This is a genomic window from Solemya pervernicosa gill symbiont, assembly GCF_002020875.1.
In the GTDB taxonomy this organism is placed as follows: domain Bacteria; phylum Pseudomonadota; class Gammaproteobacteria.
The window spans coordinates 17447-35384 of sequence record NZ_MPRL01000019.1; the positions used below are offsets into that span (position 1 = coordinate 17447).

The 17938-nt window shown below is 51.5% G+C and carries 25 protein-coding genes and 1 tRNA gene; 10 read left to right on the forward strand and 16 right to left on the reverse strand.

The genetic code is table 11. The features are described from left to right. Positions 1-11 precede the first annotated feature (11 nt). The 7 genes from BOW52_RS06665 to dsrA all read right to left on the reverse strand — a co-directional run bounded on the left by BOW52_RS06665 (position 12) and on the right by dsrA (position 4753). Positions 12-740, reverse strand: a complete 729-nt coding sequence (locus tag BOW52_RS06665) for a respiratory nitrate reductase subunit gamma (RefSeq protein ID WP_078483314.1) — start codon at positions 738-740, stop codon at positions 12-14. A gap of 86 nt (positions 741-826) precedes the next feature. Further along, positions 827-1159 carry a TusE/DsrC/DsvC family sulfur relay protein gene (locus BOW52_RS06670; protein WP_078483315.1) on the reverse strand — a complete coding sequence of 111 codons (333 nt, stop codon included), beginning with the start codon at positions 1157-1159 and terminating at the stop codon, positions 827-829. Positions 1160-1203: 44 nt separating this feature from the next. Then, complete coding sequence (tusB, locus tag BOW52_RS06675; RefSeq protein WP_172840217.1) at positions 1204-1506, reverse strand: sulfurtransferase complex subunit TusB; 303 nt, start codon at positions 1504-1506, stop codon at positions 1204-1206. A 12-nt stretch (positions 1507-1518) separates the two neighbouring features. Next, a complete protein-coding gene (tusC, locus tag BOW52_RS06680) occupies positions 1519-1911 on the reverse strand; it encodes a sulfurtransferase complex subunit TusC (protein ID WP_408021564.1) in 393 nt (130 codons plus the stop codon). A 13-nt stretch (positions 1912-1924) separates the two neighbouring features. Then, positions 1925-2317 (reverse strand): sulfurtransferase complex subunit TusD, encoded by a 393-nt coding sequence (tusD, locus tag BOW52_RS06685; RefSeq protein ID WP_078483317.1) that lies wholly within the window; start codon positions 2315-2317, stop codon positions 1925-1927. Between the two features lie 32 nt (positions 2318-2349). Continuing rightward, positions 2350-3420, reverse strand: a complete 1071-nt coding sequence (gene dsrB, locus BOW52_RS06690; RefSeq protein ID WP_078483318.1) for a dissimilatory-type sulfite reductase subunit beta — start codon at positions 3418-3420, stop codon at positions 2350-2352. Between the two features lie 88 nt (positions 3421-3508). Continuing rightward, the gene (gene dsrA / locus BOW52_RS06695; RefSeq protein WP_078483319.1) at positions 3509-4753 is read right to left on the reverse strand and encodes a dissimilatory-type sulfite reductase subunit alpha; all 1245 of its coding nucleotides are present in this window, start codon (positions 4751-4753) and stop codon (positions 3509-3511) included. Between the two features lie 516 nt (positions 4754-5269). Here dsrA and BOW52_RS06700 point away from each other — a divergent pair. The 4 genes from BOW52_RS06700 to BOW52_RS06715 all read left to right on the forward strand — a co-directional run bounded on the left by BOW52_RS06700 (position 5270) and on the right by BOW52_RS06715 (position 7350). Beyond that, the gene (locus tag BOW52_RS06700) at positions 5270-5449 is read left to right on the forward strand and encodes a sulfur relay protein DsrC (RefSeq protein WP_078483320.1); all 180 of its coding nucleotides are present in this window, start codon (positions 5270-5272) and stop codon (positions 5447-5449) included. A 139-nt stretch (positions 5450-5588) separates the two neighbouring features. Next, entirely contained in the window at positions 5589-6293 is a 705-nt protein-coding gene (locus BOW52_RS06705; protein WP_078483321.1) for a hypothetical protein, read from the forward strand. Positions 6294-6295: 2 nt separating this feature from the next. Continuing rightward, a complete protein-coding gene (cas6, locus tag BOW52_RS06710; protein ID WP_078483322.1) occupies positions 6296-6958 on the forward strand; it encodes a type I-MYXAN CRISPR-associated protein Cas6/Cmx6 in 663 nt (220 codons plus the stop codon). A gap of 50 nt (positions 6959-7008) precedes the next feature. Next, complete coding sequence (locus BOW52_RS06715; RefSeq protein WP_078483323.1) at positions 7009-7350, forward strand: TusE/DsrC/DsvC family sulfur relay protein; 342 nt, start codon at positions 7009-7011, stop codon at positions 7348-7350. A 54-nt stretch (positions 7351-7404) separates the two neighbouring features. Here the strand turns inward: BOW52_RS06715 and BOW52_RS06720 are convergent, their stop codons facing one another. Then, positions 7405-8463, reverse strand: coding sequence for an Sfum_1244 family protein (locus tag BOW52_RS06720; protein WP_078483324.1), 1059 nt, complete (start codon positions 8461-8463; stop codon positions 7405-7407). A 153-nt stretch (positions 8464-8616) separates the two neighbouring features. On the opposite strand from BOW52_RS06720, the gene BOW52_RS06725 reads away from it, so the two are divergent. Together BOW52_RS06725 and BOW52_RS06730 are read left to right on the forward strand one after the other, a co-directional pair. Next, entirely contained in the window at positions 8617-9999 is a 1383-nt protein-coding gene (locus BOW52_RS06725) for a neutral/alkaline non-lysosomal ceramidase N-terminal domain-containing protein (RefSeq protein WP_078483325.1), read from the forward strand. A 28-nt stretch (positions 10000-10027) separates the two neighbouring features. After that, positions 10028-10573 (forward strand): hypothetical protein, encoded by a 546-nt coding sequence (locus tag BOW52_RS06730; RefSeq protein ID WP_078483326.1) that lies wholly within the window; start codon positions 10028-10030, stop codon positions 10571-10573. 47 nt (positions 10574-10620) lie between these two features. Here BOW52_RS06730 and BOW52_RS06735 read toward each other — a convergent pair whose 3' ends face one another. Further along, complete coding sequence (locus tag BOW52_RS06735; RefSeq protein ID WP_078483327.1) at positions 10621-10800, reverse strand: hypothetical protein; 180 nt, start codon at positions 10798-10800, stop codon at positions 10621-10623. Positions 10801-10864: 64 nt separating this feature from the next. Further along, on the reverse strand, positions 10865-11539 hold the full coding sequence (locus tag BOW52_RS06740) for a Bax inhibitor-1/YccA family protein (protein ID WP_078483328.1): 675 nt from the start codon (positions 11537-11539) through the stop codon (positions 10865-10867). 147 nt (positions 11540-11686) lie between these two features. Here BOW52_RS06740 and BOW52_RS06745 point away from each other — a divergent pair. From BOW52_RS06745 to BOW52_RS06760, 4 genes are all read left to right on the forward strand, one after another. Beyond that, positions 11687-11776 (forward strand) — tRNA-Ser (locus tag BOW52_RS06745). A gap of 489 nt (positions 11777-12265) precedes the next feature. Then, a complete protein-coding gene (locus BOW52_RS06750) occupies positions 12266-12547 on the forward strand; it encodes a response regulator (protein WP_330359759.1) in 282 nt (93 codons plus the stop codon). Between the two features lie 53 nt (positions 12548-12600). After that, positions 12601-13923: a response regulator gene (locus BOW52_RS06755; RefSeq protein ID WP_078483330.1), complete on the forward strand. Its 1323-nt coding sequence runs from the start codon at positions 12601-12603 to the stop codon at positions 13921-13923. A gap of 2 nt (positions 13924-13925) precedes the next feature. Next, positions 13926-14072, forward strand: coding sequence for a diguanylate cyclase (locus tag BOW52_RS06760; RefSeq protein WP_135622114.1), 147 nt, complete (start codon positions 13926-13928; stop codon positions 14070-14072). 34 nt (positions 14073-14106) lie between these two features. Here the strand turns inward: BOW52_RS06760 and BOW52_RS06765 are convergent, their stop codons facing one another. From BOW52_RS06765 to BOW52_RS06790, 6 genes are all read right to left on the reverse strand, one after another. Continuing rightward, positions 14107-15090, reverse strand: coding sequence for an AgmX/PglI C-terminal domain-containing protein (locus tag BOW52_RS06765; RefSeq protein ID WP_078483331.1), 984 nt, complete (start codon positions 15088-15090; stop codon positions 14107-14109). A 2-nt stretch (positions 15091-15092) separates the two neighbouring features. Further along, positions 15093-15611: an ExbD/TolR family protein gene (locus BOW52_RS06770; protein ID WP_078483332.1), complete on the reverse strand. Its 519-nt coding sequence runs from the start codon at positions 15609-15611 to the stop codon at positions 15093-15095. Then, positions 15608-16117: an ExbD/TolR family protein gene (locus BOW52_RS06775; RefSeq protein ID WP_078483333.1), complete on the reverse strand. Its 510-nt coding sequence runs from the start codon at positions 16115-16117 to the stop codon at positions 15608-15610. Before BOW52_RS06775 ends, BOW52_RS06770 begins: the two co-directional genes overlap by 4 nt. Then, on the reverse strand, positions 16117-16767 hold the full coding sequence (locus BOW52_RS06780; RefSeq protein ID WP_078483334.1) for a MotA/TolQ/ExbB proton channel family protein: 651 nt from the start codon (positions 16765-16767) through the stop codon (positions 16117-16119). Before BOW52_RS06780 ends, BOW52_RS06775 begins: the two co-directional genes overlap by 1 nt. A 79-nt stretch (positions 16768-16846) precedes the next feature. Beyond that, a complete protein-coding gene (locus tag BOW52_RS06785; protein ID WP_078483335.1) occupies positions 16847-17131 on the reverse strand; it encodes a hypothetical protein in 285 nt (94 codons plus the stop codon). Between the two features lie 7 nt (positions 17132-17138). Further along, positions 17139-17837, reverse strand: coding sequence for a tetratricopeptide repeat protein (locus tag BOW52_RS06790; RefSeq protein WP_078483336.1), 699 nt, complete (start codon positions 17835-17837; stop codon positions 17139-17141). Between the last annotated feature and the right edge of the window lie 101 nt (positions 17838-17938).

The window sequence follows — 17938 nt, forward strand, 5'->3', positions numbered from 1 at the left end:
AACCGGCTTGATTACTTATCAAGCTCTGCTGCCCAAGGCGCCACGTGACGTTTCTCACGGGGGTTGTCGGCCTGATTACGTGTTGGGCTGAAGAAGACACCAGGCGCATGCAGTAATTTGCTGATCGGGAAGATGATCATCAATACGGCTACCAGCAGCAGGTGAATCAGTAGGAAACCATCGGTCGGTAGTGGCTTAAAGCTGAAGGTCATTAGACCAAGCATGAATGACTTCAGTGCGACAATGTCGGTGTGTGCCACATACTTCATCCCCAGACCACTAATACCGATGGCGACAAGCAACGCCAGAATCATATGATCGGAAGGGTTGGTGATGTAGCGGATGCGCTGAACAAACAGGCGACGTGCCCAGAGACCCAGAAGGCCTGCAACCATGGCAAAACCGGCATATTTACCGAATGGCTGTGCCAGTACGATCAGTTCCCACACGGGATCCTGGAAATAACGTACGTGACGGACAAGAACCAGCGCTAAAGCGACATGGAACATCCAGCCAAAGACCCAGATCCAGCGATTAGATCGGAATAGGCTTTCAAATAGCACGACCTCACGGGCCATGCGAACTACTACGCCACTTGTAGTGATTGGCGCAGGAGTTGTAGGAATTTTTAACGGAGCAGGTGTTGTAGCGTATTGGCGAATCTTATAGCCAATTCCAACTACAAACAGAACCGTTGCGGTATAAAACAGTAGGGCATAAAACCCTGTAAGGAACGACATGTTAATCGGACCTCCAGCTAAACATCACTGAAATAAAGTTAGTAAGAGAAGGGGAGGCGTGAGCCTCCCCTCAGGACAGCTAAAGCTTAGATACAACCAGTAGGCTTAGGCAGTCCAGCGATCTTACAAGCCTGCTTTGCAGGACCGTAAGGGAACAGCTCATAGAGGTACTTGCTGTTGCCCTTTTCCTTGCCAAGCTTCTTACCAATTGCCTTGGTCAGAACGCGTACAGCAGGAGCGATCTGGAACTCGTTGTAGTACTCACGCAGGAAGTGAATAACTTCCCAGTGGCTCTCGGTCAGTTCCAGGTTTTCGGTCTTAGCCAGCTCAAGTGCAGCAGGCTCGGTCCACTCGGTCAGATCGACCAGGTAACCTTCTTCGTCGGTCTCAAGGCTCTTACCTTCAACGTCTAATGGCATGATTTCTCTCCTTAACTTAAAAAAGTAATTGAACTAAATTTGGATTAAAGCCAAGCAGAGACGTTGTCGCTTTCGGCGACAAGATCCACGAAACCGGCATAATCTACAAGCTTGATGCCATCCATTACCTTATCTTGCATTCCACGTGCTTTTACATCTTCCTCAAGCGCGTAGACGGTAATGTCACCCATAACACCCTTAACCTTTTCAGATACTGAGGTGTTGTTGGTGGCGGCGTATACTCCGTCCTCGATCAGCAGGATGCTGCTGCCGGCCTTAGCCATGCGAAGGCAGCTATCCAGGGCATTCTTTTCGAACGGTGATTTATTTACTGTGTGTAGCAACATGTTGAACTCCCCTTAAAAGCTCAGGACTACGTCCTGCTCTTCCATAAGGTCGCGGATCTCTTCAGCAGTCTTAACTTCAACTTCTACGACGAAGTCTTCTGCTGTGAGGCCGCGAGCCTCCAATGACTCTTTCTCAACGTAGAGTTGTTCTACGTCATACATCTCAAGAGCGCGGTAGGTAGGAGAGAAGTTCTTCATCTCGATACCGGCAGTATCCTGACCCTTGGCAATCTGGTAGAGACCATCATCAGCGAAGACCAGACTTACGTCCTGCTCAAATGCTGCTCCAATCAGTACAACTTCCAAGGATTCCAGGGCGTATACAGTTCCGTACGGAGCCTTGCGGTTCATGTACAGAAACTTTTTGACGGGGCCCCCGTCTTCCATCATTTCATCACTCATCATTCAACTCCGCTGATTAGTCGCCAAATACAACCAGACGATCAGCCTGAATGCCTGCTTCAATAAGCTGGCCCAGACCTGAGATACGGAAACCGGGTGCGAGATTGTCTGCATCCTTACCGTTGCGCTTTGACTCATCGGCATCTGCGATACCGCGGCGCTGGGCCGCAGCAACACAGACGACGAGATCGACGCCATGCTTATCAGCAAGATCGCTCCAGCGGTTGACGATGTGACGGTCATCCTGAGGAGGAGTGGTCAGACGAGTCGCGTTGTTTACGCCATCGTGGTAGAAGAAGATACGAAAGATTTCGTGTCCCTTCTCCAATGCGGCGCTCGCAAACTTGAACGCACTATCGGAAGCCTGATGGGTATATGGCCCCTCGTTAACCTGTATTGAGAACTTCATGAAGGGTTAACTCCTAGTTACTTAACGGCCGCTTAGAAGCGGATGTGTGCCGAAGCGTTCAGGCTGGTGCGAGCACCACGCCAGTTATCGATGTGGTACTTGGTGAACGGCAGACCGGTCTTCTCAAAGAAACGAGACCAACCGATGCGATCAACCCACTCACCAATACGCTCGTAGTCCTTAGCATCTTCTTTGTAAACAGAGAGGATGTTCTTAACAACTTCAGCAACCTCAGGCCAGCGAGGAGGGTTGTTAGGGATACCAGCAGCAACCAGCTTGTGGAAGGTCGGCTTGGTACGAGCGTTAGAGTTCTTACCACCAATCCAGATCGCAAACTTCGAGTGCTCAGGATCGTTGATCTGCATGGGAGGGCAGGGTGGGAAGCAGGCGCCACAGCAGACACACTTCTTCTCGTCGATCTCAAGTGAAGGCTTGCCATTAACCAGTGCAGGACGAATCGCAGCAACTGGACAGCGAGCAACAACCGTTGGACGCTCACAGACGTTAGCAACCAGATCATGGTTGATCTTAGGTGGCTTGGTGTGCTGAATGTTGATCGCGATATCACCCTGACCACCACAGTTGATCTGGCAGCAAGAGGTGGTCATACGAACACGGTTAGGCATCTCTTCCTTGGTGAACTCGTCGTAGAGCTCATCCATCAGGGCCTTAACAGCACCGGATGCATCGGTACCAGGGATGTCGCAGTGCAACCAACCCTGAGTGTGAGAGATCATTGATACAGAGTTACCGGTACCACCGACAGGGAAGCCCTCTTCGCCGAGCTTGTCGATCAGCGGCTGAACGCGTGACTCATCGGTGACCATGTACTCGATGTTTGAGCGGATGGTGAAACGGACAAAGCCGTCTGCAAACTCATCTGCGATATCACAGAGCTTACGAATGGTGTAGAGATCCATCTGACGCTGGGTACCTGCGCGAACAGTCCAGATCTGGTCGCCACCGTTGGCAACGTGATGAAGAACGCCGGGACGAGGACGATCGTGATACTTCCAGTCGCCGAAGTTCTCCTTCATGGTTGGGTGCATGTAGGGGAACGGATCTGGTACTCCGCACTCATCAGGCATACGAGGTGCTGACATGTTAACCTCCAAAAAAACTATATTTATTTAGTCTTGCGGGGTACGGCATGTTAGCCATACCCCGCTTATCATTTCAGGAACAGACCGATTAACCGGCAGCCTTGCGCTCGTTCCACTTACCAGCTTCCTCATCCCAATCATCGGCACGGAAGTAGTTACTGGTACGGGTCTGGTTGACCATGTTTGGATCAACCTCGAGGCCAATGCCTTCAAGGAAATTGATCAGGCCAATACGCTCGATCATCTCACCGGTACGCTCATGCTCGAGAGCATTCTCGGCGAAGAAGTCGATCATCTCGCCAGCCAGCTCTTCAAGGGCTTCGAAATCATCATCATCTTCAAGCTTCATGAAAGGAACGACTACGGTGCCCATCAGATCGCCGATCTTCAGAGTACGCTTACCACCAACGAGCAGGGTTACACCCTTGTCGTCGCCAGGGGAGAGTGCCTTGGTCATCACGTTGATGCAGTGCATGCAGCGTACGCAGTTGCTGTTATCAACAGCCAGGGTGTCGTCGTCATTCAGAGACAGGGCCTGAGTTGGGCAGCGGGTGATGACATTGTCGATAACATACTTACGACCCTTGTCAGCAACATATGCTTTGACCTCGTCCTGATCGACCTTCATGTCGTCGCGCCAGGTACCGATGGTAGCGAGGTCAGCACGCTGGATAGAGTTCATGCAATCGTTTCCGCAACCGGAAACCTTGAACTTGAACTTGTAAGGCAGTGCAGGGCGATGCATATCATCAAGGAATGCATTGACCAGCATGCGGTGAACCTTCTGCTCATTAACACAAGAGTGCTCACAACGAGCAGCACCAACACATGACATACCGGTACGGACAGCAGGACCGGCGCCGCCGAGGTCGAAGCCCATTTCGTTCAGCTCATCAAAAGCAGGCTGTACGTTGTCGGTGGTGCAGCCCTGGAACATGATGTCACCAGACTGGCCGTGGAAAGCGATAAGGCCTGAACCGTACTTTTCCCAGACATCACACATCTTACGCAGGGTGTTGGTGTCATAGTGCATGCCGGCAGGAGGCATGATACGCAGGGTGTGGAACTCAGCAGCTTCAGGGAACAGAGGCTCTTTGTTGTCATCGAGCAGTTCGGTGAAGCGAGGAATGATGCCGCCGCCGTAACCGATAACGCCGACGGTGCCGCCTTTCCAGTAGCCCTTACGGGTTTCGTATGAGGTTTCCAGCTGACCCAGCAGGTCGACCATCATATCGTTGTCGTTCGCAAGACGCTTGAGACCGGTTACAAAGCTAGGCCATGGGCCGCTTTCCAGCTGATCGAGCATCGGAGTGTCATGGAGGTTCTTACCCATGTCGCTTTCTCCTTAAATTAATAGAATCTACAGTTGTTGGTTGCCGTTGTTATGCCACCCGGGATTAAACAGGTACTTCCCGTACAACTTCAGCACTAGACCTTTACGGTGGTGCATAGTGTAGTAGCACGCTACCCCTGAGTCACATCCCGCTGATGGGGTGGTTCAAGAGTTTTATACCTATCCCAAAGGGGATAGGTGCTTTGCCGTCCGATGGCAGGTGTGACAGCTCTTCATGAGGGTTAGCGAACTTATCACAGCACAAATGGTAATAGCTAGCTGCTGAGGTGAGGGATTGTAAAAAATAGTGTCCTATATAATAAGGTGTAATTATGGTTAGAATATTAATAAATACTTAACATTTAACTTTGCGCGCGCTATTATCCAACCAAAATAGTCGGACACTTATCCACCTCTATCGCAGGGGTAGTATGTCGGTGATATGCCGATTGCGGGTATCATGTGTCGATTGTTTGTCTATAAATTATTGCATTGATCAAATTGTGGAGTAGGGCGATGTTATATCTGAGTGAAGTGATGATTCAGCATACTGAGCTGGAGTCCTTTGAGGCACTGCTTGAGGTGATCACGGCAAGGGCAAAAGGGGGGGAGCGCTTTTTTAAAATCGATGTGAAGCCGCCTTATAACGATACGCCTGAGAATTGGGAAGATAGGCTGGAAGCCGCATTTACCTGATATAACAATGAGTAATGATATTTAGTTAATGTGATATGTGATGTTGTAGTGTCAGAAATTACTAAGTGCTACGGTTGATTCTCAGCAAATAGTGCCCATCAACTGTCAAATATTTTGTGTTAGAGATGAGGGTGTCTGTATGACCCAGTTGAATACTGAACTACCTGCCAATATGGATTGTGCCAGCGATGCTGAGCCCTCCGAAGAGTCTATTATTGTGCAGCTGACAGCATTAAAAGATCAGCTCTCTGATCTCACGACTGATGCCTCCGCTGTTAATCGTGCCAATCTCCTGCTCGATATAAGCAGTCTGCAGCATCAGGTCGGTGAGAGTGAAGAGGCGTGGCAAAATGGCCATGACGCTTTTAAGGTCTTCTTAGAAAATGAGCAGTGGGAACAGGCTGCTCAAGCCTGTGAGGTTATCTTCAAGGCTGAGATGGATGATGCATTACCCGCACTGGGTCAGGGCATTTGGCTTTCAGTGACCTACCCAATCGATCCTCAGGTGAGTGTTGCGATGCTCGAATATGTCGTTGATGAGACGCCGCACGACTCAGATGGTGCAGCTGTAGCAGCAACAACAGCCTATTTTCTGGCTGATATGCGTAGTGAGGGTAAAAAGCGCGAGGATCTAACCCTCTATGCGGGTAATTTGCTGGCGAATGTCGCAAGGCGCCATAGCAATATTGAAGGACAGGATGCTTTTGATCTTTGGATGGAGCGGCTTGAACTCAAGGATCCTGATAAGTTCTTGATTCGATTGCGTAACGTGATTGATGTGCTGGTACAGGAAGATTGGTGGTTTGATCGTGAGGCGCTGCAGGAACAGCTTCCGGAGAGCTGATTATGTTCTGGGAAGAGGATGAAGACGAAACTATAAAACGGCCGGAGGATATCGTCGATCTGGCTTTTTCGCTGGTGGCTACTCAGATTCCGGTTGAGCATGCCTATCTGCTCTCTCAGGCCGTTGAGCGCGTTTTGCCCTGGTTAACCGATGAGACTGGTTGTGGTCTGCATCAGATTCATGGTGCCGAGAGCGGTAATGGCTGGCAGCGTCCCGATGATGGCGGTGCGATGTATATCTCCAAGCGAACCAAGTTGGTGCTGCGTCTGCCGAATGAACGAGTTGAGGATGCAGGAGTCCTGACCGGTCAAAAACTCGATCTTGATGGTTATACACTGGAGGTGGGCAAGGCGAACGTGCGTCTGCTCAATCCTGTGAGTACAATATATGCCCGTTACATCATTACCGATGGTGATGAGAGCGAAGAGCAGTTCCTCGAGTTCGTCTCTGAGCAGTTGCAAGAGATAGGGATTCGCTGCAAGAAGATGATGTGTGGCAGAACCCACACGATTAGGGTTCCTGGTCGTGAGCTGCAGGCTCGTAGTCTGATGCTGGCTGATATCAGCAAAGAGGACTCGCTGCAGTTACAGAAACTGGGGCTCGGTAGGGGACGCAACATCGGTTGTGGACTCTTTATTCCCCATAAGGGAATACAACGAATATAAATTCAATCAGATTTGGATCGTGTTAAAACACAAAGCTAGGAGAAGATAGTATGTCGTACGAAGTAAATGGCCAGACCATAGCTGCAAACGCTAATGGTTACATTGAGAATGTTGAAGACTGGAATGAAGATGTTGCCAAGGCTATCGCTGCGGCCGAAGGTGTTGAAATCAGCGCGCGTGGCTGGGATATCATCAACTACCTGCGTGACGAGTTCCTCAACAACGGTGGCAACCAGCCTAATGAGCGCAACATGGTCAAGCACTTCAAGGGTGCGTGGGATGACTCAAGTATCAACGCCAAGAGCCTCTACGAGCACTTCCCTAAGGGACCTGCCAAGCAGGCTGGCAAGATTGCTGGTACCCCTGAGACCAAGCGTAAGGGCGGCTACTAAGCCTTACGATGGCTGATAAAACCGGCGCCTCGCTAACACGAGGCGCCGGTTTTTTTATGTCTCGAGTTTGGCTAGATTGATCATCGCTTCAAGACGATCTATCCGCTCGTACTCGCTGCTGTTGTTATAGATGTTGACCATCTCATTGGCTATTGAAACCCAGTGTTCGAGGCCACGATCAATACAGGTTTTTACTGGGGTAAGAGAGCCATTGTCACTGCTGCACCACTGTTTATATACATCGAGTAGGGCGGGGAAAATTTCTCGACGAATACCACTGAAATTGGCCATATAGAAATGAATAGAAGGAGTGTTCTGCGTTGCGATTAATTGTGGCAGGGTGGAGATAGCGTCAGCAATATGGTCACGAATAGCGCGTGCATAGAGTTCACTCTTTGTGCCAGCAATTGACATCACCATCTCGTTCCACAATGGATTGAGTCGCTCTCCGCACTGATACTCCCCGATTTCATGCAGAACAACGGCCTCAATCTCGTTGTTGGTCATCTCTTCAAGGATCTCTGCAGGACTATCTTTAAAGCTATAGCTGCTCAGGGCTCGCCCCATGCTGTTTTCGTACTCCTTCCAGCCCCACTCTTCAATACGCTCCCAAAGCATGCGTTGCAGCGATTCACGTCGTACGATAATGGTTTTGCCTTGGGTCATGGCGGGGGGTGCGACAATATCTCGTGCCAGCTCTCGGCCAGTAATAACAATATTCATTGCCTGATGTTGTTGCTGGGACTCCAGTTCAGCAACAACAAAGAGTGGTTTGGCAAAGCGCCCATATCCGCCGCTATAGACGTACCCGTGTGGAAAAAGTTTGTTGTTGAGCATGTCGCTCTCAAAGGGAGAGAACAGTTGTGATGCGAAGCTGAGATCGGAAAAGGCGTCATTTTCAACTCGATCCCAGAGCGCCTCTCGCTCTGTTATCCAGCCACCCAATGCCTCATGAGCAAGCTTCTCTTCATAACCATGCCCCTGTTCCCAGCGATAGAGCTCTCGCATTTTGAGCAGGTAGATGCAGAGGGTATAGTTCTGAGCAAAACGAGCATCCGAGATGTGACAATTTTGCTGTACGGTTTCTATGAGGCTGTCGATTTCGCTGCTCACGGTCACTCCTCGTCGACGACATTGCCGACACCGACAATAAGACCTATTAAAATAGTCTGTCTTTAGTAAGATATCATGCGTGCTTGATACTGACTACGCTGCAAAAACCAATAGAGCCGATACGTGTCAACAGAGAGTGAAAAAGTGAACTCAATGAGTGGCGGTCAACGAAGTTTGTTGATCGTTGTACTACTACTGCTACTGTTTGTGCTCTTTGTAGGCCCCTGGCCCACAAATCACGACGATTATCTTGGGCAGTCCTATAGCCAGCAGACCTTCACCCGCATTGATCAGTTACAGCCCGTAATATCAGGGAATGGGAAGCTGAGTGCGGGACTCTCTGTGATCGATATCACCCCTCCGATGGGGGTGCCCCTGGCCGGTTATTCAGCACGAAATCCGAAAGAGAATGTTGGCGTGCGAGATCGTGTGTTTGTGAAGGCATTGTCGATTAAGGCTGGCGAGGCGCTGGTAACGATAGTTGCAGCTGACTACCTATTGCCAATTCCACAGCTAGTTGATGCGGTGGTACAACGCAGTGGTGTTGAACGGGGTGCAATCTTCTTCACGGCTACTCATACCCACTCGGGTCCAGGTGGTTATGGTGAAGATATGGTCTCACAGTACGCTTTGGGCAACTTCGATCCAGCCCAGTTTGAGCGCATGGTTTCGTCCTTTAGCCGAGCCGTGCTGGAGAGTCGAGCCTCAATGCTTCCGGTCAGGCTTAGTTATCGGCAGCAGCGACTCGATGCACCCAGTTCACAATCTCTAATGCGTCACGCCCTGGATAGAGAGATAGAGGCCTCTGCAACGCTCAATCTGCTACAGCTTTCGCATCTAAAGTCTAAGCGTCCCTTTGCCTCATTAGTCTCCTTTCCTGCCCATCCAACGATACTCGGTAAACGCAACTACAGAGTCAGTGGTGACTATCCGGCGAAGTTGCAGCAGCTGTTGGCCAAGCAGCTGGGAGGGGAGGTGCTGTTTGCCGTGGGCGCGGTGGGCAGTACCAAGACGCCTCGTGTCGATCTCGATCGGGAACAGAAACTTGATGAGGTGGCACGACGCATTGGTGAACGCTATGTGTCACTTGCAGCGAGTAAGGGTAAGCCTGGCATGAGTCTGTTAGCGTTAGAGGCGCCTGTCTCGAGCTATCTGCTGGAGGTTGATCTGCCGGTGCTCTCGGTCAATATCGCTGATGGTTGGCGTCTCAGTACGTTTCTCAGCGGTATTATTCATGATCAGAAGAGCCAATTGCAGCTGTTGCGTATCGGTAAGTTGGTACTGGTCGGCTATCCTGGTGATCTCTCGCTCGATATCGCCGATCGCCTGCGTGACAGATTTGAGGGCGATGGCATCGCCTTCTGGCCGACCAGCTTCAATGGCGACTATATTGGCTATCTGATGCCCCAATCACACTACCACTTCAATCGTTATGAGACGCGCCGCGCCAACCTGCTTGGACCGTGGGGTGGTGACTACTTCGATGACCTCACGCTACGCCTTGTAGAACGTGCTGTGACGCCCCATATCGAGTAGAGAAAATTCGTCCAAGAGAGGTAGAGCAGTGCGTATCAAGACAAAATGGCACAAAGACAAAGAGGGTAAGTCGCTCGAGGAGAGCGCTAGCGTAATGGGCTTTGTCGCCTGGCGTGCAGCTATGAATGGTCTCAATCAGATGGAGAATGATGGTTTCCGTACCGACTCATACAGCCACCAGCTGGAGATTATTGCAGAGTTTGTCGCCTTTGAGCTTCAGGTGGCTGATCGTCTGGCCTATATCCGTCTTGAGGATGAGGATCGTCAGGCCTTTATCTCCACCCTGGCGGGTCATCTGATTGAACATACGGTCGATAATATGCTCGATGTGCAGGGACCGGGTGACTACCGTCCTGTTGTGATAGAAAAGCTCAACAACCGAGCCGCAGAGTACGCAGAGTTGAAGTTTCAGGGGGAGGAGCCGGGTTATCCCTTCCTGAGCCATCTGGGGCGCTGTGTCGACGGCATAATGGGCGGTGAGAAGAACAAGTTTGCGATTGAGTTTGCAGCTGAGGTTATCGGTCCCGATCTGGTAAAAACCTTACGCAAGAGTGTTGCTGATCTACTCGACTAATAGATCGAGTTAACAACCGAGTCAGGCAATTGAATCAACACTTCACGCTAGACGGCCATAACAAGCAGGAAGACGAAGGCGATCACCAGTGCGATAGGTATGATTGCACCCATCCAATCCTTGCTTGACCCCTTGGGGCTGTTCTTCAGCATGTGACTGGCGCGCGGCCACAGGTAGAACAGCATCATCACAAGTAGTATTGCCGATCCAATCTTTAACCAATCCATTTTCTATCCTCCAAAAGAAAGCCCCGCCTAGGCGGGGCTTTCTGGTTTCTCTATCGCTTATGAATCAATCGTCACCTGAGAATGCACCAAGAATGTGAAGCAGGCTGGTGAAGATGTTGAGAATGCTGAGGAAGAGACCGACCGTCATCATCACATAGTTCGCATTCGGATCATGGATCATGCGGCTTGTGTCATAAAGAATCAGGCCGCTCATGATCATGATGACCGCAGCTGATATCGCCAGTGACAGTGCAGGGATGCCCATGAAGATGTTAGCCAGCGAAGCGACAATCGCGACAATCAGGCCAACCATCAGGAAGCCACCCATGAAGCTGAAATCTTTGCGAGTGGTCAGTGCATAGGCCGACAGGGCCATGAAGATGATTCCGGTACCACCAGCTGCAGTTGCGATCAGCTGGCCGCCGTTCTGCATGGCCAGATAGTGGTTGAGAATCGGGCCGAGGCCAAAACCGAGTAGGCCGGTAATTGCAAAGACAACACCGACGCCTGCGCCAGAATTGGCAGTGCGAGGCAGTACAAACCACATCAGCAGCAGCGCAATACCAGAGCTGGCCAGATTGGTCATGATGCCCATATTCATCGCCATTGAGGCGACGGCAGTCACAGCGCTGAAGATCAGCGTCATCGACAGCAGTAAATAGGTATTTCGAATCACCTTGTTGGTAGCGAGTACGCTCTCAACGTTGGTGTTGGTCGCGTTTGATTGGCTCAGGTTCATTATTGATGATCTCCAGTTTTCATCTGCTACTAATGGTAACAACGTGTTTTAGTAAAGCAAGTCGAACAGTATGACAGATGAGGTCAGATTTTGTTCCTTTCAAGGGCTAGCACTTTGGGGCCGACTTCGGGTATGATGCGCTCCGTTGGAGGGTTGGCTGAGTGGTCGAAAGCACCGGTCTTGAAAACCGGCAGGGGTGTAAGCCCCTCCAGGGTTCGAATCCCTGATCCTCCGCCATATTTTATCTATTCCCAATAGAATCAATTAATTAGCTTATATATAAGCAAACGCTTCATCATTGCCTGAAGTGTAGCTCAGCTGGCCTGGGCTGAGTTTGTTCTGTATCTATCTGATCTGCCCCCGACTTTTCCGCTGATTGATGGTGACCTGCTGTCACCATTGCTTAGGGATAAGGTCGATGAGTATCACTCTCTCCCCACTCTTGAGCTCCTGCGATCTGTAGTAGCCCGCTTTCTCACGCCGAAAATGTCAGTTGATTTAGACTGAAACAGACCCTTGAGTACGTTCATGGGGCACACAGTGCTGAAATACCACCGAATCTATGCCTCTCAGCACCCAATTCCATCGTGAAGCGGCTCCCAGACTCGCTGTGTGAACTATAGTGATGGACATGGATTAGTAGCAGCACCTTTTGCTGTGGAGCAGTGGAGGCTATCGATACACGAAATATCCCAATTATCATTTTGACCGCCAAGGTGTTGACTGATTACGGCCGAGAGTGCGGATAGAGAGATACCACTCATTCGAGAACAGCGACCTGATCCGGTGCTAATGGATATCCATATGCCCGGAACGGATGGTCTGGAGGCGACGCGCCTTCTCAAGCGAGATATACGCACGAGTCATATTCCAGTAATCGTAGTCATGGCAAGGGCAATGGATGGTGATCGTGAAGCAATTCTTGATGCTGGTTGTGATGGGTATCCCGCAAAACCGGTTCGATATAAGAAGATGTTAGCCCGGGTCGAGAAGACGTTAGATGATTAGATATAAGGCAGAAATCTTAGTGGGACATGCAGAACTAATAAGAGATCGTATCGGTGAAGAATAACCGCATACTCATTGTTGATGATGAGCAGATTAATTATCAATTAATCGAGGCAATGCTCATCACTGAACGGTATGAATGTTTCTATGCTGAGAATGGAAAAAAGGCGCTGTTGGCGATCGAACGCTACAACCCAGGCCTGATGTTAGTCGATGTGATGATGCCCGATATGGATGGTTACGAGCTCACCGAAAGGGTAAAGGGAAATCCGGCGCTTTCAGATATCCCGATCATTCTAGTGACCACACTCTCTGATCGAGAATCACGTTTACGCGGCTTTAACTCGGGCGCAGAGGAGTTTATCAGCAAGCCGGTCGACAAGATTGAACTGTTGTGTCGAATTCGAAATCTGATGCGTCTCAAAGAGATGATAGACAAGGCGAAACTTAACAGTGAAGCGCTCGAAGCGGAGGTAACAAATCGTACCAACAAACTGCAGGCTAGCCATAGTGAGCTGGAGCACACGCACAACGAGTTAAAACAGACGCAGCAGAAGATGGTCCATTCGGAGAAGATGGCCGCGATTGGGCAGCTCTCTGCAGGCGTTGCCCATGAGATCAATAATCCTGTCGGATATATAAATTCAAACCTAAATACACTCGAAAGTTACATCAAGGATCTGATGTGCCTGCTTTCAAGCTATGAGCACATTGAAAAACTACTGCCCGAGAATCATGTGGCGGTAGAGGAACTTCTGGCGCTAAAACGAGAGATCGACCTGGGCTACCTGAGCAAAGATATTGCGGAGATCATCAAAGATTGTCAGCACGGCGCAGAGAGAGTGAAGGAGATTGTCAGGGATCTGAAAGATTTCGCCCATCCTGATATGGACGATTGGCAGTGGGCCAACCTGCATAGTGGCATCGATAGCACCATTAACGTGGTTTGGAATGAGCTTAAATATAAGGTTGAGGTGATCAAGGAGTACGGAGATGTTCCCAATATAGAGTGTCTACCCTCTCAGCTCAATCAAGTCTGGATGAATTTGCTGGTCAACGCATCGCATGCCATTGAGGAGAGGGGCGTCATTATTGTACGCACGGGCATGGTTGATGAAGAGCGACTCTATGTGGAAATGGAGGATGATGGTAGTGGTATGGATCCGGCGTATGTAGATAAAATATTTGATCCTTTTTTTACCACCAAGCCACTGGGGAAGGGTACGGGTCTTGGTCTCTCAATAGCCTTTGGAATTATAGAAAAACATAGAGGTTCTGTTGGTGTTGATTCCGAGTTAGGGCGTGGTACCTGTTTTCGTATTGAGCTTCCAATCTCTCATGTGCAACATGACAAGGATAGTGGTGCAGGGATATAACGATGAACAGTAAGCGACTGTGCACGGCGGTAATGAGTCCCGCCGGGGAGGATCTCAAAGAGATCATTCAACGTGCCGATATCACGCTCTACAAGGCCAAGGCGAACGGCCGTAACGGTAGTGCCGCCTATAACGAAGATGACGCATAGGCCGCGCGTGTACATCTAACCGCACTAGTGACTGCTAGGCGGGCAGGAAGTCGATCGGATAGGTGATGGTCACTGCCTCAACCTCCTTGGCACCGAAGTTAAATAGCTTCACCCGTGCCATCACCCGAGTTGCGAGCTTGCCAGATCCCACCTCATTGGAGACCAGCTCGCAGGCGGTCACCTTACCGGCGGGTGAGATGGTCAGACGCAGCACCAGCTTTCCCTGCAGGGTCGGGTCGCGGCGCAGCTCACGGTTGTAGAGCGCATAGATCTTGCCTTTGTTGCGATCGAAGACCATCTGGATCTCTTCAATGCCGCGCCCTGCATAACGTGCACCACCACCGCTCTCACCCTCAACCAGTGATTCAACTGGCGCTGAGACGCGGGTGGTGCCGCGTTCGGCCAGACCGATACTGCCGCCGCCATTACGACTCACCTTTACGCTCTTGATGCCGCTGCTTCCCTGACTGACCTTGGCCGTAACGATGGCACGCTCGCTCTCACTCGCCTGCTTTCCACCCTGTGAGAGCCGTGTCTGTCTCAGCTTGGTGGAGGGCTGCTGGCGTAGATCGGCCAGCTCATCGCTAAAGGCGAGTAGACCGGAGCGCTGCGCTTTTTTACGTGCTGCGAGCGGATCGGGTTTCGGTTTCTGCACTACCTGTTTAGGTTTGGACTTCGGTACGCTCTTCTTAACGACCGTTTTGGCAACCCTCTTCTTCACAACCTTTGGTTTTGATTTGACCGTCGGCGCTTTTTTCTCGACCGTTTTCTTGATCGGTTTTTTCACAATCGGTTTCGGTTTGACGATCGGCTTGGGCTCGGGTCTCTGCAGGATCAGCTTTGCCAGCCTCGGGGGGAGCACGATCTTCTCTGGCTCAGGTTTGGGCGGTAGCGGCAGGTAGGGGATCAACAGGCTCAGCAGTAGCGTGGTGAGCAGTGTGCACAGTGTGATACGACGAAAGCGCCGCTCGTCCTCAGCAAAGGGCATCCAGGGGAGGGTTAGTGTCTCGCTGCTCACGGCTATCCCTCCCTGTTGGACTGCGACGCACGTGACTGTGCTGCCTTCTGCATCACTGCCAGTGATACGTGGCTAAAACCCGCCTCGGTACAGCTTGCCATCACCCGCTTCAGCAGCTGATAGGGGGTCTGTTTGTGACCCATGATGGTAATCTCGGGAGCCTTATCTTCAGCCGCTCTTGGCTTGCGTGCCGCTTCATCTTTAAGCGCCTGCATCAGTGAGGGGAGGGCGAGGCCATCGCGCTTGATCGATTCGAGTTCTGTCACAGGCTCACCTTGAAGCAGGATCGCATCCTGGGTCACCATCACCACCAGCGTCTGACGCGGTTTTGCCTCCGAGATCGACTCGGGTAGCTCGACGTTGCGGGTGCTGGGTAGCACCTCTCCATCGGAGGAGTTCACCAGCAGGAAAAAGACCAGGATGGTGAAGATATCCATCAGTGAGACCAGGTTGATCGCTGGTGCCGCGATACCGCGTTTGTGCTGACGCTGCATGCGTGCGGCGCGTTTTGAGAGTTTCATCGGCTGGCACTCCGCACGGCAAGCGGTGCATCACCCACGGCAATCTCGGGGAAGAGCTCTGCCTGTACGAGCGAACCACTCTGTACCACCTCGGCGAGTCGTACCGCATCCATCATCTCTACCAGAGTGTCGTAGCTGATTTCAGCCTCAAGCAGCAGGGTAATGTCGCGTTTCTCCGGATAGCGTGCCTTGAGCTGTTGCAGCAGAGTCGAGAGGGCGGCGAGATCATAGCCCTCATCACCTTTGGCAATCGACTTGATCAGCCCCCCGTTACGATCGCCCAGCTCCAGACGATCGCTGCGTATCACCAGCTCGAGCTGTAGCTGCGGTTTGTTGGCGCTCTGCGCAGCGTTCGCGGCGGGCAGATTGAGCTCCAGAATGGTGATGCGGGAGAAGACGGCGGTGATCAGCAGAAACGGCACCAGGATCACCATCAGATTCATGAAGGCGGTGATGTCGATGTCAGCCGACTGCGCCGCACTGTTGTGGTAACGACGACGGCGCATCAGGCGTGCCCAGAGACCTGACGCTGATCGGAGAGGGCGTTAACAAACTTTACCGAGGCCATCTCCAGGCTATCGACCAGCTGGGTGGTCTTTGACTGCAACACCGCGTAGAGCAACAGCAGCGGGATCGCTGCCATCAGGCCGAAGGCGGTGGTGTTCATCGCCACCGAGATACTGGCCGAGAGCATGTCCGCCTTATCGGCAGGGTTGGCGTTGGCCACAGCAGTGAAGGCCTGGATCAGGCCGATGATGGTGCCGAGCAGACCGAGCAGAGTGGCGATGTTGGCGAAGGTGGCGATGTAGTGGGTGCGTTTCTGCAGACGTGGCACCGTCTCCATCAGACCCTCTTCCATCGCCAGTTCAACATCGTCACGACGTCGTGCGCTCTTCATCCGTGCCAGACCGTAACCGAGGATTCGTCCGAGTGTCGCCTTCGACTCCTCGGTAATCGCCAGCACCTGTTTCAGGTTGCCCTCATGCAGCAGTGGAAGAATCTGTTTCCAGGCACGCTGGTTCTGATTGCGCACCACGCTAAGGAATATATAGCGTTCGATAGCGATGGCCAGACCGATGGCGAGCACGATAACGATCGGGTACATGAACATGCCACCTGACTGAAAGAAACTGACGATTGTGGTGTAGATGTCCATTAGCTAACTCCTCTGCTAATTAGTTGGTGTTGATGAATAAGTGGATGTCGCATTTTTATTTCCTAGTCACTATAGAGAGTCACTCGGGGCTATTTCTGTGAACCACTTCGTAATAATCGAGTTCACGTAGAAAGACTTCACGCTCCAGTGGCTGCAGTGATTCGTGTAGTAGTGAGTTGAAAGGCTGATTGAGTGCGTCACCCGGCTGTGAACCCTTCCACGGAATGATGATCAGCGACTTGGGTAGCTCGCTATTACCGTGTATCGACATACCCTGTAGATCCAGACTCTCCGTCTGCTCGGCATAGAGTGTTGTTGAGAACGGAAGGACAAATAGAAAGGGCAGGTGTTTGAGTTGAATCATCACGCGGTTACCTCTGTGCGGTGGTCGTTGCCAGACGCTGATCGATATCGGCCAGCCAGCGACGGGTTTCAGTGGCGTGCTCGGGTGCCAGCTCCAGATAGCGCTGGTAGTGGTGCTGGGCGGTGGTCAGATCCTGCAGATAGATGTCGTGCAGAATGCCAATGTTTCGATGTGCAATGGCCAACTCGGGATCGATCAGCAGCGCCTGCTGGTAGGCCTTTTGTGCAGCCTTGAATCGACCTGCCTGTCGATGCAGTAGAGCGATTTCGTTATGCACCACTGCGAGCTGGGGATCGATCTCGATGGCACGCTTAAAGGCTACAAGTGCCGCTTCATGCTCTCCCTGCTGCATCTGAGTAAGGCCAAGATTGGCGAAGGGCGTCGCCAGTGTTGGGTGAGCAGTGGTGATCGCCTGAAACTGTGCTGCAGCCTGTGGTAGCCGATTCTGCTGTAGTGAAGTTAATGCGGTGGTGTGAGCAGTGATCAGTTTTGGTGGTAGTTGTGGTTTGCCAACGGCCTTTCTTATATCCGTCTGGGGTGGCTCTATCGGCTGCTGCTTGACACTACTCTGTTCACGTTTTGAAGGGGTGTAGATTGAACTAAGGTCGATGGTGGGCAGTGAGACACAACCACTGCTCAGAGTGCTGAGCAGCAGGAGGATGCCCCAGTGCGATGCACCCTTAGCGCAGTGTTTGAATCGGTGCATGGCTCACGCTGACCGCCATGGATAGCGAAGCGAAGGCGGTTAGTCCGCGATAGTCGACGCCGTCTGCCTATTCGTAGTTGAGAGCGCGAGCGAACGACGAA